This is a genomic window from Pseudomonas sp. MWU349 (assembly GCF_017947325.1).
GTDB lineage: Bacteria > Pseudomonadota > Gammaproteobacteria > Pseudomonadales > Pseudomonadaceae > Aquipseudomonas > Aquipseudomonas protegens.
The window spans coordinates 219,108-239,203 of the sequence record NZ_JAFEVP010000002.1 but is presented as its reverse complement, the minus strand read 5'-3'; the positions used below and the strand labels follow the sequence as shown (position 1 = coordinate 239,203).

General features: G+C 63.6%; 18 protein-coding genes. 10 read left to right on the top strand and 8 right to left on the bottom strand.

Annotation, left to right across the window (positions count from 1 at the left end):
• Positions 1-80 precede the first annotated feature (80 nt).
• The gene (locus KCG88_RS08220; RefSeq protein ID WP_047288360.1) at positions 81-1,034 is read right to left on the bottom strand and encodes an alpha/beta fold hydrolase; all 954 of its coding nucleotides are present in this window, start codon (positions 1,032-1,034) and stop codon (positions 81-83) included.
• A gap of 141 nt (positions 1,035-1,175) precedes the next feature.
• Between KCG88_RS08220 and aroC the strand changes: the two genes are divergently transcribed.
• The 3 genes from aroC to KCG88_RS08205 are packed head-to-tail and all read left to right on the top strand — an operon-like array spanning position 1,176 to position 3,995.
• Entirely contained in the window at positions 1,176-2,267 is a 1,092-nt protein-coding gene (gene aroC, locus KCG88_RS08215; protein WP_210712205.1) for a chorismate synthase, read from the top strand.
• 34 nt (positions 2,268-2,301) lie between these two features.
• On the top strand, positions 2,302-3,450 hold the full coding sequence (locus tag KCG88_RS08210; protein WP_047288355.1) for an MFS transporter: 1,149 nt from the start codon (positions 2,302-2,304) through the stop codon (positions 3,448-3,450).
• Positions 3,450-3,995, top strand: a complete 546-nt coding sequence (locus tag KCG88_RS08205; RefSeq protein ID WP_210712204.1) for an acireductone dioxygenase — start codon at positions 3,450-3,452, stop codon at positions 3,993-3,995. Before KCG88_RS08210 ends, KCG88_RS08205 begins: the two co-directional genes overlap by 1 nt.
• A 73-nt stretch (positions 3,996-4,068) precedes the next feature.
• On the opposite strand, the gene KCG88_RS08200 is transcribed toward KCG88_RS08205, so the two are convergent.
• The gene (locus tag KCG88_RS08200) at positions 4,069-4,347 is read right to left on the bottom strand and encodes a DUF3509 domain-containing protein (RefSeq protein ID WP_015636588.1); all 279 of its coding nucleotides are present in this window, start codon (positions 4,345-4,347) and stop codon (positions 4,069-4,071) included.
• Between the two features lie 682 nt (positions 4,348-5,029).
• On the opposite strand from KCG88_RS08200, the gene KCG88_RS08195 reads away from it, so the two are divergent.
• From KCG88_RS08195 to KCG88_RS08175, 5 genes are all read left to right on the top strand, one after another.
• Entirely contained in the window at positions 5,030-6,868 is a 1,839-nt protein-coding gene (locus tag KCG88_RS08195; protein WP_210712203.1) for a long-chain-acyl-CoA synthetase, read from the top strand.
• A 97-nt stretch (positions 6,869-6,965) separates the two neighbouring features.
• Complete coding sequence (locus KCG88_RS08190; RefSeq protein ID WP_011062613.1) at positions 6,966-7,484, top strand: ankyrin repeat domain-containing protein; 519 nt, start codon at positions 6,966-6,968, stop codon at positions 7,482-7,484.
• Between the two features lie 109 nt (positions 7,485-7,593).
• Entirely contained in the window at positions 7,594-8,124 is a 531-nt protein-coding gene (locus KCG88_RS08185; RefSeq protein ID WP_015636586.1) for a hypothetical protein, read from the top strand.
• 85 nt (positions 8,125-8,209) lie between these two features.
• Positions 8,210-8,401, top strand: a complete 192-nt coding sequence (locus tag KCG88_RS08180; RefSeq protein WP_015636585.1) for a PLDc N-terminal domain-containing protein — start codon at positions 8,210-8,212, stop codon at positions 8,399-8,401.
• Between the two features lie 317 nt (positions 8,402-8,718).
• On the top strand, positions 8,719-10,806 hold the full coding sequence (locus KCG88_RS08175; protein WP_047288350.1) for an LTA synthase family protein: 2,088 nt from the start codon (positions 8,719-8,721) through the stop codon (positions 10,804-10,806).
• Positions 10,807-10,968: 162 nt separating this feature from the next.
• On the opposite strand, the gene KCG88_RS08170 is transcribed toward KCG88_RS08175, so the two are convergent.
• Positions 10,969-11,121 (bottom strand): DUF3309 family protein, encoded by a 153-nt coding sequence (locus KCG88_RS08170; protein ID WP_007945780.1) that lies wholly within the window; start codon positions 11,119-11,121, stop codon positions 10,969-10,971.
• A gap of 308 nt (positions 11,122-11,429) precedes the next feature.
• On the opposite strand from KCG88_RS08170, the gene KCG88_RS08165 reads away from it, so the two are divergent.
• A complete protein-coding gene (locus KCG88_RS08165) occupies positions 11,430-12,245 on the top strand; it encodes an SDR family oxidoreductase (protein WP_047288347.1) in 816 nt (271 codons plus the stop codon).
• A gap of 65 nt (positions 12,246-12,310) precedes the next feature.
• Positions 12,311-12,643: a YnfA family protein gene (locus tag KCG88_RS08160; protein ID WP_016964115.1), complete on the top strand. Its 333-nt coding sequence runs from the start codon at positions 12,311-12,313 to the stop codon at positions 12,641-12,643.
• 35 nt (positions 12,644-12,678) lie between these two features.
• Here the strand turns inward: KCG88_RS08160 and KCG88_RS08155 are convergent, their stop codons facing one another.
• From KCG88_RS08155 to mnmC, 5 genes are all read right to left on the bottom strand, one after another.
• Positions 12,679-12,906: a YheU family protein gene (locus tag KCG88_RS08155; protein WP_011062606.1), complete on the bottom strand. Its 228-nt coding sequence runs from the start codon at positions 12,904-12,906 to the stop codon at positions 12,679-12,681.
• A gap of 84 nt (positions 12,907-12,990) precedes the next feature.
• Positions 12,991-14,175 (bottom strand): osmoprotectant NAGGN system M42 family peptidase, encoded by a 1,185-nt coding sequence (locus tag KCG88_RS08150; protein WP_015636583.1) that lies wholly within the window; start codon positions 14,173-14,175, stop codon positions 12,991-12,993.
• Between the two features lie 126 nt (positions 14,176-14,301).
• Complete coding sequence (gene ngg, locus KCG88_RS08145; protein ID WP_210712202.1) at positions 14,302-16,047, bottom strand: N-acetylglutaminylglutamine synthetase; 1,746 nt, start codon at positions 16,045-16,047, stop codon at positions 14,302-14,304.
• A 3-nt stretch (positions 16,048-16,050) separates the two neighbouring features.
• The gene (locus tag KCG88_RS08140) at positions 16,051-17,823 is read right to left on the bottom strand and encodes an N-acetylglutaminylglutamine amidotransferase (protein WP_210712201.1); all 1,773 of its coding nucleotides are present in this window, start codon (positions 17,821-17,823) and stop codon (positions 16,051-16,053) included.
• A gap of 203 nt (positions 17,824-18,026) precedes the next feature.
• Positions 18,027-20,003, bottom strand: a complete 1,977-nt coding sequence (gene mnmC, locus KCG88_RS08135; RefSeq protein WP_047288340.1) for a bifunctional tRNA (5-methylaminomethyl-2-thiouridine)(34)-methyltransferase MnmD/FAD-dependent 5-carboxymethylaminomethyl-2-thiouridine(34) oxidoreductase MnmC — start codon at positions 20,001-20,003, stop codon at positions 18,027-18,029.
• Positions 20,004-20,096: the final 93 nt, after the last annotated feature.

Sequence of the window (20,096 nt, the reverse complement as noted above, 5' to 3'; positions counted from 1 at the left end):
ATCGCTGCGCGCCGACAGCAATTGAACGGCCGGCAAAGGCTTATCGGCCGTTTTTTTCAGGACTGGAGGGCAAAAACAGCCTAACGGGTGTGAAGTCCGTCAATAAAACCGATGATCGCGCTGCCCAGTTCCGCTGCCAGGGGCAATTGCGGGTCCTTGTAGGAGGCCAACTGGCGCTTGAGGTCATTGGGCACGATGCGCATCACATGGTTCATGCCTTCGATCAGTGCCAGTTGCGCATCCGGTTTGGCGGCCTTGAGGACCCTGGCGTCATCGACGCTGACCTGGATGTCGTTGCTGCCCTGGATGATCAGCGCCGGCATCTTCAGGCGGGCGAAGGCCGCCGCCGGGTCTTCGCGAAACAGGGTGATCAGGTAAGGCTGCACGCTGGGGCGAAAGATGACTTGCAGGGCAGGGGGCACATCCGGGTCGACCTTGCCGGCCTTGAGGCTGTCCAGCAGCTCATTGCTGCGCAGCATCAGCGCCGGAGGCAGGCGGTAGCTCAGCTGCTGGCGCAGGATCTGGTCCACCGGGCGGGCGGTGCCGGAGATCGAGATCACGCCTGCGGCATTGAGTTGCGGTGCCGCCAACGTGGCGATCAGTGCGCCTTCGCTATGCCCCAGGACGATCAGTTGGCCCAGGCGTGGATCGGCCTTGAGCTTGTTGCCCCAGGCCACCGCATCTGCCACATAGGCGTCCAGGGTCAGGTTGCGTTCGTCCGGGGTCGCGGCGAGGCTGGCGGCCACGCCGCGCTTGTCATAACGCACGCTGGCGATGTTGTGCTTGGCCAGTACCCAGGCCAGGCGCTTGAGGCTGTCGTTGCGCCCGCCATCGGGGTTGTTGCCGTCGCGGTCCGTGGGGCCGGAGCCGGAAATGATCAGCACCACCGGCACCGGCTGCTCGGACTGGGGGAGCAGCAGCGAGCCGTACAGCTCACCGTGCCCGGTGTCCAGGCTCACGGGGCGTTGCAGGACGGCCGCATGAACCAGGCCGGTGAACAGGGAAAGGCTCAAGAGAAGAACTCGCAGCATCATCGCGCCATCATGGATAAGGTGCCGGTTTGACTCGGTAACAGGCAGAAGGTTCGAGGATGAACTAGTTGGGTAGCCTGCGTATACTGGCGCACGCGCTAATCCAGATTGAGTTATTTCGGCTGATTTCACGGAGCTCCCTGCATGTCCGGCAATACCTACGGCAAGCTGTTCACTGTCACCACCGCGGGCGAAAGCCATGGTCCGGCGTTGGTCGCCATTGTCGACGGCTGCCCGCCGGGCCTGGAACTGACGCTGGAGGACCTGCAGCGTGACCTGGACCGGCGCAAGCCTGGCACCAGCCGCCACACCACCCAGCGCCAGGAACCCGACGAGGTCGAGATCCTCTCCGGGGTGTTCGAAGGCAAGACCACCGGCTGTTCCATCGGCTTGTTGATCCGCAACACCGATCAGAAGTCCAAGGACTATTCGGCGATCAAGGACCTGTTCCGCCCGGCTCACGCCGACTACAGCTACCACCACAAGTACGGCATCCGCGACTACCGTGGTGGCGGCCGCAGCTCGGCCCGGGAAACCGCCATGCGCGTGGCGGCCGGGGCCATTGCCAAGAAGTACCTGGCCAGCCAGGGCATCGTGATTCGCGGCTACATGAGCCAGCTGGGCCCGATCGAGATTCCCTTCAAGACCTGGGATTCGGTAGAGAACAACGCCTTCTTCAGCCCCGATCCGGACAAGGTCGCGGAACTGGAAGCCTATATGGACCAGTTGCGTCGAGACCAGGATTCGGTCGGAGCGAAGATCACCGTGGTGGCCGAAGGGGTGACGCCGGGCCTGGGCGAGCCGATTTTCGATCGCCTGGACGCCGAGCTGGCCCATGCGCTGATGAGCATCAACGCGGTCAAGGGCGTGGAGATCGGCGCCGGTTTCGCCTGCGTTGCCCAGCGTGGCACCGAGCACCGTGACGAACTGACCCCGCAAGGTTTCCTCAGCAATAACGCCGGCGGCATTCTGGGCGGCATCTCCTCGGGGCAGCCGATCGTCGCTCATCTGGCGCTCAAGCCGACCTCCAGCATTACCACCCCTGGGCGCTCCATCGATATCGACGGCAACCCTGTGGACGTGATCACCAAGGGGCGCCACGACCCGTGCGTGGGCATTCGTGCCACGCCGATCGCCGAGGCGATGATGGCCATCGTGCTGATGGACCACCTGCTGCGCCACCGCGGCCAGAATGCCGACGTGCGCGTCAGCACGCCGGTGCTGGGCCAGCTGTAATGCCGGTCCTGCCAGTCGCCACGGTCTGAAGGCCGTGGCGGCACTTCCCTACTGGCGGCTTTCCAGTTTCTACCTGTTCTATTTCGCGCTGCTGGGCTCGACCGCGCCATTCCTGGCGCTGTATTTCGATCACCTGGGGTTCTCCAGTGCGCGCATCGGCGAACTGGTGGCCATTCCCATGCTCATGCGCTGCGTGGCCCCCAACCTTTGGGGCTGGCTGGGGGACTACACCGGGCGGCGCCTGGCGATCGTGCGTTTTGGTGCGTTCTGCACCCTGGTCTGTTTCTCCCTGATCTTCGTCGACAAGAGCTATGCCTGGCTGGCCATGGTCATGGCCCTGCATGCTTTTTTCTGGCACGCGGTGCTGCCGCAGTTCGAAGTGATCACCCTGGCGCACCTGCAAGGCCAGGCCTCGCGCTACAGCCAGATCCGCCTCTGGGGCTCCATTGGCTTCATTCTTACCGTGGTGGCCCTGGGGCGTTTGTTCGAGTGGTTGAGCCTGGACATCTACCCGGTAGCGCTGGTGGTGATCATGGCGGGCATCGTCCTGAGCAGCCTGTGGGTGCCTAACGCCCAGCCTCGGATGCAGGGGCCGCGGCAAGCCGGGGAGGGCTTTGTCAGGCAACTGCGCAGCCCCGGTGTGCTGGCCTTCTACCTGTGCGTGGCCCTGATGCAGATGAGCCACGGCCCCTATTACACCTTCCTGACACTGCACCTGGAGCGCCTGGGCTATACCCGCGGGGTGATCGGCATGCTCTGGGCCCTGGGTGTGGTGGCCGAAGTGTTGATGTTTCTGGCGATGAGCTGGCTCCTGGCGCGCTTTTCCGTGCGGCGGGTGCTGCTGGCGAGCTTCCTGCTGGCAGCTCTGCGCTGGTTGCTGCTGGGCAGCCTGGCGGAACACCTCGGGGTGCTGTTGTTGGCCCAGGTGCTGCACGCGGCGACCTTCGGCAGTTTCCACGCCGCCGCCATTCATTTTGTGCAGCGCAGTTTCGGTGCCCGCCAGCAAGGCCAGGGCCAGGCGTTGTACGCGGCCCTGGCGGGAACCGGGGGCGCCCTGGGGGCCCTGTATTCGGGTTATAGCTGGAATGCCCTGGGCCCCACATTGACCTTTAGTATTGCCAGCGTCGCAGCCTTGGCCGCAGCCGTTATCATTGCCACCCGCATGCAAGAGGAGTTGCCGTAATGAGCAGCCTGTCCGTCTACCACGTATCCAGTCCGGACCTGCCGAACAAGGTCCTGACCCACTTCGACGATATCGCTGCAACCCTGGCCGAGCAGGGGATTCGTTTCGACCGCTGGCCCGCCACCACGCGCGTTGCACCGGGCACCTGCCAGCAAGAAGTGATAAGCGCCTATCAGGAGCAGGTCGATCGCCTGATGACCGAGGGTGGCTACGCCAGCGTGGATGTCATCAGCCTCGATGAAGACCATCCGCAGAAGGCCGAGCTGCGTGCCAGCTTTCTCGATGAGCACCGCCACAGCGAGGATGAAGTACGTTTCTTCGTTGCGGGCCGGGGCCTGTTCAACCTGCACATCGATGACTATGTGTACGCCGTACTGTGCCAGAGGAATGACCTGATCTCGGTGCCGGCGGGCACTGCCCAGTGGTTCGACATGGGCGAGCGGCCCAATCTGGTGGCCATCCGCATGTTCAACAACCCCCGGGGCTGGAACGCCAGCCTGACCGGCGACGCGATCGCCAGCCAGTTCCCACGCCTGGACGATTGAGCGGGGAGCACAAGGTCAACGGGCCGGCCCCACGCAAGGTGGGGCCGGCCCGGATAGGTGCCGCGCGAGCGGCTTACGCGCAGTGGTAAGTCGGCAGGGCAAAGCGGTTCTGGCTTTGCAGCATGGAGATCTGTGGCAACTCACTGGCCTGTTCGGCCAAGTCCCGACGAATTGCGCTGATGACCCACGACAGTTGGTCGGCGGCGTGCAACTGTGCGTAGGAGATCGAACGCTTGAACTGTTTGCCTTCGCTGTTGCGCAGGGTCAACAGGATGCCACCGTCAGGGCGTGGCTGGGTGGTCACTTCGAAGTTGGAGAACAGGGAGGAAAATTTTTCTTGGATCAGGCTCATGTCTATCAGCTCCGTTAGCTCTTGAAGGGCAAGCGTGGAGTGATAGGTGCAGCGATTGTGCCAGTATCGCTTTTTTAAAATATCCTTTAAAAACAATAACTTATAAAAAACAAAAAAGCGCCTGTTCGTGCAAATTGCATGAATGGCCATCGTGCATCCTGCATTTTGCAGGTCCGCGGGGGTTGTTGGCCGGTGCCGTGGCAGTGTTGTGACCGCGGGCCAGGTTGAAAAATTCAATCGTTTAAGCGGGGGACAAGCACCCTGCGTGGGGAGGTCGAGGGTAGATACAAAAGTTTGCAAAAACCCCGTGTACAGCGTCGCGAGAGCTGACGTATTTTCCAGCCAGTCACGTTGGTTCAACCTGGCCTCGGCGGCCCCGCGAAAGCGGCTTGAACGGCGTTTCTGCGACATGGAATGTGTTGTGGCGCGATCTTGCGATCCCGCCCGACCAATAATAAGAACATAGGACGCTCTCCATGAACCTTTCCTGCGCCTCATCGCCGGTGCTCCTTGCAGCCCTGCGATTGTCCTGCCTTCATCCCTTTGCGAGAGATATCCACAGCTCCCGCGTGCCGCTCGCCGCCCCCTGGATCGCTACCCCCGGTTGAGTCTTGCGCCGCTGTTGCCGCCGCCCGGCCGGCCAGGCCCGGGCCCAGATCCTTGCTGTGCAACCGGAGCAACCATGAACAAGCACAAGAGCGACATGATCACCTGGGGCATGATGCTGCGTAAGGTGCCCTCCATTGCCAGGGCACTGCCGCGGGTGGTGCGGGGCATGAAGGCGGGCAATATCGACAACCCGGACCAGCCCTGCGGCCTGGGCTGGAGCTTTGAGCAGGCGACCCTGCGCAACCCCGAGGGGCCGGCCTTGCTGTACGGTGACCGGGTGCTCAGTTATGCCCAGGTCAATCAGTGGGCCAACCGCATTGCTGCCTACCTGCAGGAGCAGGGCATCGGCAAGGGTGATGTACTGGCGATCTTCATAGAGAACCGCCCGGAGTTGCTGGTCACGGTGCTGGCGGTGGCCAAGCTCGGAGGCATTTGCGCGATGCTCAACACCGCGCAGACCCAGGGCGTGCTGGCGCACAGCCTGGCGCTGGTGAAACCGGCGGCGATCATCCTCGGCGGCGAGCTGCTGGCCGCTTACTCGGCGGTACGCGAGCAGGTGGGCATCGATCCGCAGCGCACCTGGTTCGTGGCCGATCAGGACACCTTTGCCGACCCCGGGCCGACCCCCGCGGGATTGCGCAACCTGATGGCCGAGAGCGCCGGTTACCCATCGGACAACCTGGCGCAGACCCAGCGCATCTTCCTCAACGACCCTTGCTTCTACATCTATACCTCCGGCACCACGGGGCTACCCAAGGCCGGGATCTTCAAGCACGGGCGCTGGATGCGCACCTCTGCCGGCTTCGGCACCATCGCCCTGGATATGCAGCCCGGGGACGTGGTGTATTGCACCTTGCCGCTGTACCACGCTACCGGTCTGTGCGTGTGCTGGGGCTCGGCGATTACCGGCGCCTCGGGCTTTGCCATCCGCCGCAAATTCAGCGCCAGCCAGTTCTGGGATGACGTGCGCCGCTACAAGGCCACGACCGTGGGTTATGTCGGGGAGTTGTGCCGCTACCTGATCGACCAGCCGGCTTGCGCACGGGATACCGAGCACGGGGTCTCGAAGATGATTGGCAACGGGCTGCGCCCGGGCGTCTGGAGCGAGTTCAAGCAACGTTTCGGCGTCGGTCATATCTGTGAGCTGTATGCCGCCAGCGACGGCAATATCGGTTTCAGCAACATCCTCAACTTTGACAACACGGTGGGCTTTTCCCTGATCCCCTGGGCGCTGGTGGAATACGCCCACGATACCGGTGCGCCACTGCGCAACAGCCAGGGCTTCATGCAGAAGGTGGCCAAGGGCGGCCAGGGGCTGCTGCTGGCGAAGATCGACGACAAGGCGCCCCTGGATGGCTACACCGACCCGGAAAAGAACCTCAAGGTGATTCTCAAGGACGTGTTCGAGAAGGGCGACTGCTACTTCAACACCGGCGATCTGTTGCGCGATATCGGCTTTGGCCATGTGCAGTTCGTCGATCGGCTGGGAGATACCTATCGCTGGAAGGGCGAGAACGTTTCCACCACCGAGGTGGAGAACGTTCTCCTGGGCCACCCGCAGGTTGCCGAGGTGGTGGCCTATGGGGTCGAGATCCACAACACCAACGGTCGGGCCGGGATGGTGGCGATCACTCCGGCAGAATCCCTGGCGACCCTGGATTTCAGCGAGTTGCTGCAGTTCGCCCGGCAGCAGTTGCCGGCCTACGCAGTGCCGTTGTTCCTGCGGATCAAAGTGAAGATGGACACCACCGGCACCTTCAAGTACCAGAAGAGTCGCCTCAAGGAGCAGGCATTCGATCTGCAGCAAATCGGTGACGAGCCGGTGTATGCCTGGTTGCCGGGCTCGGATACCTACGTGCGGCTGACCCCGCAGATTCTCGCGGACATTCAGGGCGGGCGCCTGCGTTATTGATTCTGCCTATGGTGGCTCTCGGGAAAAAAGGGATGACAGGCTGGCGCCGGCTTGGGGAAACTAGCGCCTTTCCGAATTGCCGAACCTGGAGTTTCCGATGACCGACAAAAGCCGCCAGATGACTGAAGAAGAGGCCGCCCAGTTTGTCGAACAGGTGTTCAACGTGGCCCGCCAGGGCGACGCACAGATGCTCGACAAACTGGCTGCCAGTGGCCTGCCGGTCAACCTGCGCAATCACAAGGGCGACACGCTGCTGATGCTCGCCGCCTATCACGGCCATGTGGACGCGGTGCAGGTGCTGCTCAAGCACCAGGCCGACCCCGAGATCCGCAACGACAACGGCCAGAGCCCGATTGCCGGGGCTGCCTTCAAGGGCGACCTGGCGGTGGTCAAGGCGCTGGTGGAGGGGGGCGCTCAGGTGGAAGGCTCGTCCTTCGACGGACGTACCGCGCTGATGATGGCGGCGATGTTCAACCGCACGGAAATCGTCACCTACCTGATCAGCCAGGGCGCCGACCCCAAGGCCCGCGACAGCAATGGCGTGAGTGCCCTGGAAGCGGCCAAGACCATGGGCGCCATGGATACCACGGCGCAGCTGGAAAAACTCCTGGCCTGAGCCGGCGATGATCGGGGCGCGCGGGCGTCAGGTGCTGCCTGGCGTGATAGCTCGGGCACTTTAGGCTATCCTTCGCGCCCCTTGATTTCCTCGCTTCCAGGATGTGCCCATGAAAACCGCCCTTATCGAACTCATTAGCAAGATCAGCTCCGGGTGCATGGGCGATGCCGAGATCCAGCAGATTGCCGAGGAGGCGAGCCAGGCCTACGCCGACCCTCAGGGATTCCTGGCAGCCAACCCGGATATCAACTACGACGACAGCTTCCCCATTCCCCTGGGGGAATGGGTGGTGGTCGGCAGCCTGCCGGAAACCGTGTTGTTTCAGGCCGATACCTATGTCGACCTGTTCGCCCAGATCGTCGCCTCGTTCGGCAAGGACGTTGCGTTCAACATCAAGCCCAAGCAGTTGGCCAAGATCGAAGCCCTGACGGCCTTGAATCGCATCCAGATCCAGATGGGCAGCATGAACCCGGAAAACGGCGGCTATGTGTTGATGAACTTCAGCCAGTTGCTGGATGACGAGTTGCAGATGGTACTGGTCTATGGCAACGACGTGCCGCGGGTGCTGGAGTTGTGCGCCGAGGTCGGGATCGCCGCGGCGCCAGCCCTGGAGGCCTTGAAGATCGCCGTTCATGTCTGAAGCCCGAGCGGCTGTGGAATAAAACGGAACCCTGATCCAGCACGGCTATCCTAAAGAGGCACGCCATCATTTAGGGAGCGACACCATGGGTTCCACCTTCAATGGCCTGGTTGGCCTGATCATTCTGGCCCTGGATATCTGGGCCATCATCAACGTACTCAAAAGCGGCGCTGAAACCGGGATGAAGGTCCTCTGGGTGCTCTTGATCATTCTCCTGCCGGTGCTGGGGCTGATCATTTGGGCGATCGCCGGGCCGCGAGGCAATGTGCGGCTCTGAAGCGGGAGACGCCGATTGCACAGGGGAAAGGGCCGCCAGGCCCTTTTTTGTGTGACTAAACATGCGTTGAACGAAATTTTCACAAACGCTCTAAGACAATTCGCCAGCGCTTTTTCCCCGGTATAACTCACTGCAATCTCTTGTCCCAGAGCCGTTGGCCGTGGGTTTTTCGGTGCTGCCCACTAATCAATGGCAATGCCTTGAGTGATCGTGCAACATTTGCGCACCGCGAATTCCCCCGTCGCCCTGGCGGCAACAAGAGGGCAGAACGCAGCTTTATCTTTGCAACTTAAACTTCCAATGGGTCCTAAAACCACATGGCAAACTCGGATGCCCTGAGTCAGCAGCGATCCTCGAATCGCCTGCTGCAACCGACCGTTAAATCCCATCTGGCCTACACGCTGTTGTGCGCCCTGGTCATGATGGTGATGCTTTCCCTGTTGCGCGTCGCGCTGCTGATCTACAACCGCGAGATGATTCTCGACACCCCGGCCTCGACCTTCCTCGAAGCGTTTGCCAACGGGCTGCGTTTTGACCTGCGGCTGGTGGTCTACCTCAGCGTACCGCTGCTGCTGGCGCTGTTCAGCGCCCGGGCCATGGCGGCTCGCGGGGTGTTGCGCTTCTGGCTGACAGTCACCTCCAGCATCGCGCTGTTCCTCGGCCTGATGGAGATGGACTTCTACCGCGAGTTCCACCAGCGCCTCAACGGCCTGGTCTTCCAGTATGTGAAGGAAGACCCGAAAACCGTGATGAGCATGCTCTGGTACGGCTTCCCGGTGGTCCGCTACCTGCTGGCCTGGGCCGTGGGCACCTGGATCCTGAGCCTGGCATTCAAGGGGGCCGACCGTGCCACCCGGCCCCGTGGCCCGTTCAGCGGCGGCAATGTCGGTACCCGGCAGATTGCCCCCTGGTATGCACGCATTGCGGTGTTCGTGGTGTGTCTGCTGATCTGCGTGGTTGCGGCCCGTGGCACCCTACGCCAGGGCCCGCCGATGCGTTGGGGCGACGTCTATACCACCGACTCCAACTTCGCCAACCAGTTGGGCCTCAACGGCACGCTGCAACTGATGGCGGCGGCCAAGGATCGCCTGTCCGAGGACCGCACCAATATCTGGAAGGCCACCTTGCCTCAGCCTCTGGCGCAGCAGACCGTGCGCGACATGCTGCTGGTGCCGAGTGACAAGCTGGTGGATGCCGATATCGCCGCCGTACGCCGCACCTACACGCCGGATGGGGAAAAGACCCTGCCGATCAAGAACGTCGTGGTGATCTTGATGGAAAGCTTCGCCGGGCATTCGGTGGGCGCCCTGGGACGTCCGGGGGAGATCACTCCGTACTTCGACAAACTGTCCAAGGAAGGCCTGCTGTTCGACCGCTTCTTCTCCAACGGCACCCACACCCACCAGGGCATGTTCGCCACCATGGCGTGCTTCCCCAACCTGCCTGGCTTCGAATACCTGATGCAGACCCCGGAAGGCAGCCACAAGCTGTCCGGCCTGCCGCAACTGCTCAGTGCTCGCAACTACGATGACGTGTATGTCTACAACGGCGATTTCGCCTGGGACAACCAGTCGGGGTTCTTCAGCAACCAGGGCATGACCAACTTCATCGGCCGTAACGACTTCGTCAATCCGGTGTTCTCCGACCCGACCTGGGGCGTGTCCGACCAGGACATGTTCAACCGCGGCCTGGAAGAGTTGAAGGCCCGGGAAGGCAAGGGGCCGTTCTATGCCCTGCTGCAGACCCTGTCCAACCACACGCCGTATGCCCTGCCCACGCCTTTGCCGGTGGACAAGGTGACCGACCGCGGCAGCCTCAACGAACACCTGACGGCCATGCGCTACTCCGACTGGGCCCTGGGCCAGTTCTTCGAGAAAGCGCGCAAGGAGCCTTACTTCAAGGAAACCCTGTTCGTGGTAGTGGGCGACCATGGCTTCGGCAACGAGCAGCAGATCACCGAAATGGACCTGGGGCGCTTCAACGTGCCCATGCTGATGATCGCGCCGGGCATCCAGGAAAAGTTCGGCCAGCGTGACCATACCGTGGGCACTCAGATCGACATCGTGCCCACCATCATGGGCCGCCTGGGTGGCGACGTACTGCACCAGTGCTGGGGGCGCGACCTGCTCAACCTGCCGGAAGGCGACAAGGGCTTCGGCGTGATCAAGCCTTCGGGCAGTGACCAGACCGTAGCGCTGCTGACGGCGGATCGGGTGCTGGTACTGCCCAAGGAAATGCCGCCTCGGCTGTACAAGTACGAACTGGGGTCGGCACCGGGGGGCGAACTGATCCCGGATTCTGCCGATGAGGCGCAGCTCAAGCAGAAACTGGAATCCTTCCTGCAGACGGCGACCAAGAGCTTGCTCGACAACACCGCAGGCGTGGTCAACGGGAAGCCGGACTAAACGCTGTAGCGCCGGCCCTGTCATGCGGGGTTGGCGCAAGTTGCCCGGGTAAATAAAACACCCCACAAGTGGGGTGTTTTTTATTCGGGCTAATAAAAAGGCGCCGGTGAAGACCGGCGCCTTTTTACGTTCAAACATGCTCTGGGGCGAGCAATAAGGGCGTTATATCCTGCCCAGCAGCAAGAGCACCAACAGCACCACCAGCACGACGCCAATGATTCCTGAAGGCCCATAACCCCAGCTTCTGGAGTGCGGGAACACTGGCAGGCCGCCAATCAGCAGCAGAATCAGAATAACGATCAGAATGGTGCCCATGGCTGTTTCCTTATTGGAATAGAGTTGAACAACGCAGTTATTCAAGGACAAGTTCGTTTTAGGGATAAAGCGAACCGCTTAATAAATCCGACTCTGCGCCCTTCCAGAAAATTCCAAGTATTTTTAAAGCTTTCCGCTTTCGGTCTTATTTCCTTTGCGCCTGCCCGGAGCAGGGGGAGCGGATGACAGGTCGGGGGCACCGGGCTGGTGGTTTGCCCGGGGCATTCAGCACCCTGATGGTGCGTGGGTGGCGCAGGGGCCTTCGCTACACTGCGGCTCATCTTCCCCGGAACAACAAGGCAACTCTTATGCAAAATCGCATGATGATCACTGGCGCCGGCTCCGGCCTGGGTCGCGAAATCGCTTTGCGCTGGGCCCGCGAGGGCTGGCGGCTGGCCTTGTCCGATGTCAGCGAGGCGGGCCTGCAGGAAACCCTGAAACTGGTGCGTGCAGCCGGTGGTGACGGTTTTGTGCAGCGCTGCGATGTGCGTGACTACAGCCAGTTGACCGCCTTTGCTCAGGCCTGCGAGGTGAAGTTCGGCGGCATCGACATCATCGTCAACAACGCCGGCGTGGCCTCTGGCGGGTTCTTCAGCGAACTGTCGCTGGAGGATTGGGACTGGCAGATCGCGATCAACCTGATGGGGGTGGTCAAGGGCTGCAAGGCCTTCCTGCCGCTGCTGGAGCAGAGCAAGGGCAAGATCATCAATATCGCTTCCATGGCGGCCTTGATGCAGGGCCCGGCCATGAGCAACTACAACGTGGCCAAGGCCGGGGTGGTGGCGCTTTCCGAGAGCCTGTTGGTCGAGCTCGCGCAGCAAGAAATCGGTGTGCATGTGGTCTGCCCGTCGTTCTTCCAGACCAACCTGCTGGACTCCTTCCGAGGGCCGACCCCGGCCATGAAGGCCCAGGTGGGCAAGTTGCTGGAAAGCTCGCCGATCACCGCCGCCGAGATCGCCGACTACATCCATGCCCAGGTCGATGCCGGCCAGTTCATGATCCTGCCCCACGAGCAGGGCCGCATGGCCTGGGCCCTGAAGCAGAAAAATCCCCAGGCGCTGTACGACGAAATGACCCTGATGGCCGACAAGATGCGCGCCAAGGCCAAGCAAAGCGCCAGTTGAGCTTGCCCAACCCCCCAGGGCGTCGTTAGGGTTGCCGGCATCCGACAATCCTGACGAGTTCCTGCATGCTCAATTACCTGTGGTTCTTCCTCGCCGCGCTGTTTGAAATCGCCGGCTGCTATGCGTTCTGGATGTGGCTGCGTCAGGGCAAGAGTGCCTTGTGGGTGATTCCCGCGCTCATCAGCCTGACCCTGTTCGCCCTGTTGCTGACCAAGGTCGAGGCCACCTACGCCGGGCGCGCCTATGCCGCCTACGGGGGCATCTACATCGTCGCTTCGATTGGCTGGCTGGCGGTGGTGGAGCGGGTACGGCCCCTGGGTTCGGATTGGCTGGGGCTGGCGCTCTGCGTGATCGGGGCCAGTGTGATTCTGTTCGGCCCGCGCTTTTCCAATGGCTGAATAACCCGGCCCAGGGGGCTGGGCCGGGGGCTGGGTCAGTCGAACAGCTCCTTGGGCACATCGTGCTTGAGCATCAGTTGGCACTGTTCGCTGTCCGGATCGAAGACGATTACCGCCTGGCCTTTGGTCAAGGCCTGGCGCACCCGCAGCACACGGGTCTCCAGGGGCGTTTCATCACCGTTGTCGGTGCCCTCGCGGGTCACGAAGTCCTCGATCAGGCGGGTCAGGGTGTCGACTTCAAGTTGGTCGTGGGGAATCAGCATGAGGGCCTCCGGTAAACAATCCGGGATCCTACTGCGCCCGGGGCCGTGCCGCCAGCCAGGGCGTGCACAAACTCCGGGGCGGGTTCAGGATTTCTGCCCTACCAGGCTGTCCACCGAGGGCACCCGGGTATCGCTTTCCATCTGTGCATCGTGCTCCAGTTGATGGCTGAAGCGGTCCAGTGAGCCCTGGGCCGGTTGCGCGTCGCTGGCAAATACCGGCGGGCTGAGGATGTAGGCCCCCAGCAGGCGGCTGAGTGCCGCCAGGCTGTCGATATGGGTGCGCTCATAGCCGTGGGTGGCGTCGCAACCGAAGGCCAGCAGCGCGGTGCGGATGTCATGGCCGGCGGTGACCGCCGAATGGGCGTCGCTGAAGTAGTAGCGGAACAGGTCGCGACGCACCGGCAACTCGTGTTCACCGGCCAGGCGCAGCAGGTGGCGGGACAAGTGATAGTCGTAGGGCCCTCCGGAGTCCTGCATGGCCACGCTCACCGCATGTTCGCTGGAGTGCTGGCCCGGGGCGACCGGGGCAATGTCGATGCCGACGAACTCGCTGACGTCCCAGGGCAGAGCCGCTGCCGCACCACTGCCGGTTTCTTCGGTGATGGTGAATAGCGGATGGCAGTCGATCATCAGCGGCTCGCCGCTGTCGACTATGGCCTTGAGCGCGGCCAGCAGCGCGGCGACACCGGCCTTGTCGTCCAGGTGCCGGGCGCTGATATGGCCGCTCTCGGTGAACTCGGGCAAAGGGTCGAAGGCAACAAAATCACCCACGCCTATCCCCAGGGATTCGCAGTCGGCGCGGGTGGTGCAGTAGGCATCCAGGCGCAGTTCGATGTGGTCCCAACTGATGGGCAGTTCGTCCACTGCGGTGTTGAAGGCGTGCCCGGAGGCCATCAGTGGCAGGACGCTGCCGCGCAACACGCCGTTGTCGGTGAACAGGCTGACCCGGCTGCCCTCGGCAAAGCGGCTGGACCAGCAGCCCACCGGGGCCAGGGTCAGGCGGCCGTTGTCCTTCACCGCGCGCACGCTGGCGCCAATGGTGTCCAAGTGCGCTGAGACGGCCCGGTCCGGGCTGTTTTTCTGGCCCTTGAGGGTGGCGCGAATGGTGCCGCGACGGGTCAGCTCGAAGGGGATGCCCAGTTCTTCCAGGCGTTCGGCGACATAGCGCACGATGGTGTCGGTAAACCCGGTGGGGCTGGGAATGGCGAGCATTTCCAGGAGGACTTTCTGCAGGTAGGCGAGGTCGGGTTCGGGAATCTTGCGGGTCATGGAAACTCCTGATGAGAAACGGCCATCGATGGTTTCGATGAGGGCACGGATGGAGGGCCGGGGGGCGACATCGCTGGCAAGCCAGCTCCTACCCATGAGGGGAGGCGCCGGCTTGCCGGCGAAGGGTCACGGCGCCGGTTGGCTGTGGGGAAACAGCAGGTCGACAAAACGTTCGGCGGTGGGTTGCGGTTCGTGATTGGCCAACCCGGCGCGTTCGTTGGCTTCGATGAACACGTACTCGGGCTGATCCGCCGCCGGCACCATCAGGTCCAGGCCCACCACGGGAATGTCCAGGACACGGGCTGCGCGGATGGCGGCGTCGGCCAGGGTCGGATGAAGGATGCCGGTGACGTCTTCCAGAGTGCCGCCGGTGTGCAGGTTGGCGGTGCGCCGTACAAACAGCCGCTCCCCGGCGGCCAGTACGCTGTTGTAGTCGTAGCCAGCGGCGTGCAGGGTGCGCTGGGTCTCCTGGTCCAGGGGGATTTTGCTTTCGCCGCCGGTGGCCGCCTGGCGGCGACGGCTGCGGGCTTCGATCAGCGCGCCGATGGAGTGCTGACCATCACCGATGATTTCCGCGGGACGGCGGATAGCCGCTGCCACTACTTCAAAGCCGATCACCAGGATGCGCAGGTCCAGGCCTTCGTGGAAGCTTTCCAGCAGTACCCGGCTGTCAAAGCGGCGGGCGTGGTCGATGGCCTTTTGCACCTCTTCGATGGTCCGCAGGTCCACCGCCACGCCTTGTCCCTGTTCGCCATCCAGGGGCTTGACCACCACCCGCTGGTGCTCGTCGAGAAAGCCCAGGTTGTCATCGGCGTTGCCCGCCAATTGCTGCGCCGGCAGGTTCAAGCCAGCACCCTTGAGCACCTTGTGGGTCAGGCTCTTGTCCTGGCACAGGCTCATGCTGATGGCGCTGGTGAGATCGCTCAGCGATTCCCGGCAGCGTACCCGGCGCCCGCCGTGGCTGAGGGTGAACAGCCCGGCGTCGGCGTCATCCACCTGCACATCGATGCCCCGGCGATGGGCCTCCTCGACGATGATCCGCGCGTAAGGGTTGAATTCCGCCTGGGGGCCGGGGCCGAGGAACAGCGGCTGGTTGATGCCGTTCTTGCGCTTGATGGCGAAGGTCGACAGGGTGCGAAAGCCCAGCTTGGCGTAGAGGTTCTTGGCCTGGCGATTGTCGTGCAGCACCGACAGGTCGAGGTAGCTCAGGCCGCGGCTCATGAAGTGTTCGATCAGGTGGCGTACCAGCACTTCGCCGACGCCCGGGCGACTGCAATCGGGGTCCACTGCCAGGCACCAGAGGCTGCTGCCGTGTTCCGGGTCCTGGTAGGCCTTGTGGTGATTGAGGCCCATGACGCTGCCGATCACCGCGCCGCTGTCTTCGTCCTCGGCCAGCCAGTACACCGGGCCGCCCTGATGGCGCGGGGTCAGCAGTTGCGGGTCGATGGGCAGCATGCCCCGGGCCTGGTACAGCTGGTTGATGGCTTGCCAGTCGGCTTCGCTCTGGGCACGGCGGATGCGGAACCCGCGAAACACCCGAGTGGCCTGGCGGTAATCGCTGAACCACAGGCGCAGGGTGTCGGAAGGGTCGAGGAACAACTGTGCCGGTTCCAAGCCCAGCACCTGCTGCGGTGCAGCGACGTACAGGGCGATGTCGCGTTCACCGGGCTGCTCGTTGAGCAGCTCCTGCGCGAGGCTGGTGGGGTCGGGAAAGGTATGGCCGATCAGCAGGCGGCCCCAACCGCAATGTACCGCGATCGGTTCGCACCCGGGTTCGCTGCCGTCTTCGGCGAAGCGCGCCTGCAGGCGTTCATAGGACGGCGCCTGGCCGCGCAGCAGGCGTTGGCTGTAAGCCGTGGCGTTAGCTTTCATCGGTCAGATTCCTTGTTCGCTGAGCCACAGGTTCAATGCCGCCAGTTGCCACAGCTTGGAGCCGCGCAAGGGCGTCAACTGGCCCTGGGGATCGGTCAGCAGGCGGTCGAGCATGGCCGGCTTGAACAGACCGCGATCCTGGCTCGGGTCCAGCAGCAGTTCGCGCACCCAATCCAGGGTCGCGCCCTGCAAGTGTTTGAGGCCCGGCACCGGGAAGTAGCCTTTCTTGCGGTCGATCACCTCGCTGGGGATCACCAGCCGCGCAGCTTCCTTGAGCACCTGCTTGCCGCCGTCCGGCAACTTGAAGCGTGCCGGCACCCGGGCCGAAAGCTCCACCAGGCGGTAGTCGAGGAACGGCGTGCGCGCCTCCAGGCCCCAGGCCATGGTCATGTTATCCACACGCTTGACCGGGTCATCCACCAGCATCACCGTGCTGTCCAGGCGCAAGGCCTTATCCACAGCCGCGTCGGCACCGGGCTGGGCGAAATGCTCGCGGACAAAATCCCCGGCGGCGTCGTTGGCGGTCAGCCACTGCGGTTGTACGGTGGCCGCGTAGTCGTCGTAGCTGCGGTCGAAGAAGGCCGCACGGTAGGCCGCGTACGGATCGCTGGCGCCGTCCACCTGCGGGTACCAGTGGTAGCCGGCAAAGAGTTCGTCGGCGCCTTGGCCGCTTTGCACGACCTTGCAGTGCTTGGCCACTTCCCGTGATAGCAGGTAGAAGGCGATGCAGTCGTGGCTGACCATCGGCTCGCTCATGGCCCGAAAGGCCGCGGGCAACTGTTCGATGATTTCACGTTCGTCGATGCGCAACTGGTGATGCCGGGTGCCGTAGTGCCGGGCAATCAGGTCGGAGTACTGGAACTCGTCGCCCCGCTCGCCACCGGCGTCCTCGAAGCCGATGGAGAAGGTCGACAGGTTGTCCACCCCGACCTCTCGCAGCAGGCCCACCAGCAAGCTGGAGTCGACACCGCCGGACAGCAGCACGCCCACGTCCACCGCTGCCCGTTGGCGGATGGCCACCGCTTCGCGAGTGCTGTCCAGCACCCGGTCACGCCAGTCTTCCAGAGTCAGATCGGTTTCGTCGGCACGGGGGCCATAGGGCAGGGTCCACCAGGTCTGCTGCTCGGTGCGGCCGTCGGCCTCGATACGCATCCAGGTGGCCGGCGGCAGTTTTTCGATGCCTGCCAGCAGGGTTCGCGGTGCTGGCACCACGGCATGGAAGTTCAGGTAGTGGTTGAGCGCCACGGGGTCGAGCAACGGGTTGATGTCGCCACCTTTGAGCAACGCCGGCAGGGCCGAGGCGAAGCGCAGGCGCTGGCCGGTGCGCGACAGGTACAGCGGCTTGACCCCGAGGCGATCGCGGGCGATGAACAGGCGCTGGGCATCGCGCTCCCAGATGGCGAAGGCGAACATGCCGTTGAGCTTGGGCAGCAGGTCCGCGCCCCAGGCGTGGTAGCCCTTGAGCAACACCTCAGTGTCGCCGCCGGAATAGAAGGCATAACCCTTGGCTTCCAGTTCGGCGCGCAGTTCGGGGAAGTTGTAGATCGCGCCATTGAAGGCCAGGGACAGGCCCAGTTGGTTGTCGACCATGGGCTGCGCCGAGCCGTCCGACAGGTCCATGATTTTCAGCCGTCGATGGCCGAGGGCAATCGGGCCCTGGCTGTGAAAGCCCCAGGCGTCCGGGCCGCGAGGGGCCAGGTGGTGGGTGATTCGTTCAACCGCTGCCAGGTCGGCAGGTTGATGATCAAAGCGTAATTCGCCAGCTAGTCCGCACATAAGTCCTTACCGGTTTTTCCGTTGGGGAGAGTCAATCTGCCGCCGTCAAAAGGGCGGCTACCTGGAAACTGACCTGTGCGTAACTCGGGAGTTTTAGATCGATCGGTTATAAGCAGTTGAGTGGGGGCGGACGGTTTGATGTAGCGCTTGGTGCTGGCCAGCGGCCATTGGCGGCGCTGGAAAGTCAGCGCCGCCGCTCTGCTTCAGGCCTTGCCGCGAATCAGGCGACGCAGGGCAAAACGGTTCGGATGGCAGGCTTCGGCCACGCTTCTGGGCAGGGGCAGGGGCTCGTTTTCCAGCCAGGCGGCCAGCAGCTCGCCGGACAGCGGCGCGGTGATCAGCCCACGGGAACCGTGGCCACTGTTGATGTACAGGCCGTCGAGCCAGGGGCAGGGCAGGTCCGGTACCTGGCGCGCATCCTTGCCCAGGGCGGCGTAGGTTTCGGCAAAGGCCACCGGTTCCGCAAGGGGGCCGACGATGGGCAGGTAGTCCGGGCTGGTGCAGCGAAAGGCCGCGCGGCCTTGCAGGCTGTCCAGGGGCAGTTGCTCGGCACCCAGGCGGTGCAGCAGGTCGCTGGAGATTTCCCGCAGCATCTCCAGGTTGCCGGCATGCTCGGCGCTGGTGGGGGTCAGGTCCTGGCTCTTGAAGTCGAAGCTGGCGCCCAGGGTGTGTTCCCCCAGGCGCGCGGGGGCGACGTAGCCTTCGGCGCAGACCACCGTGGCCAGGCTCTGGCTTCGTGCGGTCTGGGGCAGGCGGGTGATCTGCCCGCGAATGCGCTTGAGGGGCAGATCGGCGCTGGCCGGGAAACGCCTGATCTCGGCCGCACCGGCGAGGATCACCACCGCGGCGCTGGCCAGCATCCGGTCACCGTCCCAGGCTTGCCATTGCTCACCGACCCGGCGCAGTTCCAGGACTTCCCGGTGTGCCAGGACCTGGATCCGCGGGTGGCTGGCCTGCCATTGGCACAGGGCCGGCGGGTGCACCCAGCCACCTTCGGGGTAGAACAGGCCTCCATGCTCAAGGCCGATACCGGCCCGGGCCTGGGCTTGGGGTTGGTCCAGCAGGTGCAGCAGGTCGGCGGGAAAAGCCGCGGCCAGTTGGGCCTGGCGCTCGGCTTCCTTGGCGTTGAAGGCCAGTTGCAGCACACCGCAGCCATCCCAGTCCTGGCCGCGCTGCAGGTGCTCCAGTTGGCGCCGGGTATAGCCAAAGCCACTGAGGATCATCTGTGACAGGGCGGTGCCGTGGGCCGAGAGCTTGAGGTAGAGCACGCCCTGGGGATTGCCCGAGGCCTCCCGGGCCAGCTCTGCATGACGCTCCAGCAATTGCACCTGCCAGCCGCGGGCGGCCAGGCTGGCGGCGCTGGCACAACCGGCCAGCCCGCCGCCGATCACCAGGGCGGTCTTCTCTTGCCGCGGGGGGCGGGCGAACCAGGGCTTGGCCCTGGCCGGCGCCGGCGCATCCTCCGGCCAGCCGAGGAACTCGCCCCGCAGTACCTCCCATTTGTGGCCGATGCCCGGGGTGCGTTTCATCTTGAAGCCGGCACTGTTCAACAGCCGGCGCACCCAGCCGGTGCTGGTGAAGGTACTGATAGTGGAACCCGGGGCGGCCAGGCGCGCCAGTTCGGCGAAGAGTTCGCCGGTCCACATGTCGGGGTTCTTGGCCGGCGCGAAACCGTCGAGAAACCAGGCATCGACCTGGGCGTCCAGTTGCGGCAGTTGCTCCAGGACATCGCCGATCAACAGGGTCAGGGTCACTCGCCCGCCCTCCAGCACGATGCGCTGGAAGCCGCCATGCACTGCCACGTACTGCTCAAGCAGCGGTGTACAGAGGCTTGCCAGTTCCGGCCACAGGGCCAGGGCCCGTTGCAGGTCGGCAGGGCTCAAGGGGTACTTTTCCACACTGACGAAATGCAGCCGGGCACCGCTGGGCGCCTGCTGCTGGAACAACTGCCAGGCGCAGAGAAAGTTCAGCCCGGTGCCGAAGCCGGTTTCACCGATAACGAAGCGCTCGCCATCGGCCAGGGCGGCAAAGCGCGGGCCCAGGCGGTTCTGTTCGATGAACACGTGGCGGGTTTCATCCAGGCCCGATTCGCTGGAGAAGTACACATCGTCGAAGACCCGCGAACGCGGGCGTCCTTGGTCGTCCCAGTCGAGCTGGGCGTGGGGCAGTTCAGGGATCATGTTCGGCTCATGTTGCGCAAGGCGGCCATTCTAGCCCATCGCGCCGGCAGCGCTTGATCCATGGCAAGGCGCCGCAGGTTCGGGGATTTGTTT

Excerpts from the sequence above, each read along its gene's own strand:
- KCG88_RS08220 (WP_047288360.1), bottom strand. The coding sequence starts at position 1,034 with ATGATGCTGCGAGTTCTTCTCTTGAGCCTTTCCCTGTTCACCGGCCTG.
- aroC (WP_210712205.1), top strand. The coding sequence starts at position 1,176 with ATGTCCGGCAATACCTACGGCAAGCTGTTCACTGTCACCACCGCGGGC.
- KCG88_RS08205 (WP_210712204.1), top strand. The coding sequence starts at position 3,450 with ATGAGCAGCCTGTCCGTCTACCACGTATCCAGTCCGGACCTGCCGAAC.
- KCG88_RS08200 (WP_015636588.1), bottom strand. The coding sequence starts at position 4,347 with ATGAGCCTGATCCAAGAAAAATTTTCCTCCCTGTTCTCCAACTTCGAA.
- KCG88_RS08195 (WP_210712203.1), top strand. The coding sequence starts at position 5,030 with ATGAACAAGCACAAGAGCGACATGATCACCTGGGGCATGATGCTGCGT.
- KCG88_RS08190 (WP_011062613.1), top strand. The coding sequence starts at position 6,966 with ATGACCGACAAAAGCCGCCAGATGACTGAAGAAGAGGCCGCCCAGTTT.
- KCG88_RS08185 (WP_015636586.1), top strand. The coding sequence starts at position 7,594 with ATGAAAACCGCCCTTATCGAACTCATTAGCAAGATCAGCTCCGGGTGC.
- KCG88_RS08180 (WP_015636585.1), top strand. The coding sequence starts at position 8,210 with ATGGGTTCCACCTTCAATGGCCTGGTTGGCCTGATCATTCTGGCCCTG.
- KCG88_RS08175 (WP_047288350.1), top strand. The coding sequence starts at position 8,719 with ATGGCAAACTCGGATGCCCTGAGTCAGCAGCGATCCTCGAATCGCCTG.
- KCG88_RS08170 (WP_007945780.1), bottom strand. The coding sequence starts at position 11,121 with ATGGGCACCATTCTGATCGTTATTCTGATTCTGCTGCTGATTGGCGGC.
- KCG88_RS08165 (WP_047288347.1), top strand. The coding sequence starts at position 11,430 with ATGCAAAATCGCATGATGATCACTGGCGCCGGCTCCGGCCTGGGTCGC.
- KCG88_RS08160 (WP_016964115.1), top strand. The coding sequence starts at position 12,311 with ATGCTCAATTACCTGTGGTTCTTCCTCGCCGCGCTGTTTGAAATCGCC.
- KCG88_RS08155 (WP_011062606.1), bottom strand. The coding sequence starts at position 12,906 with ATGCTGATTCCCCACGACCAACTTGAAGTCGACACCCTGACCCGCCTG.
- KCG88_RS08150 (WP_015636583.1), bottom strand. The coding sequence starts at position 14,175 with ATGACCCGCAAGATTCCCGAACCCGACCTCGCCTACCTGCAGAAAGTC.
- ngg (WP_210712202.1), bottom strand. The coding sequence starts at position 16,047 with ATGAAAGCTAACGCCACGGCTTACAGCCAACGCCTGCTGCGCGGCCAG.
- KCG88_RS08140 (WP_210712201.1), bottom strand. The coding sequence starts at position 17,823 with ATGTGCGGACTAGCTGGCGAATTACGCTTTGATCATCAACCTGCCGAC.
- mnmC (WP_047288340.1), bottom strand. The coding sequence starts at position 20,003 with ATGATCCCTGAACTGCCCCACGCCCAGCTCGACTGGGACGACCAAGGA.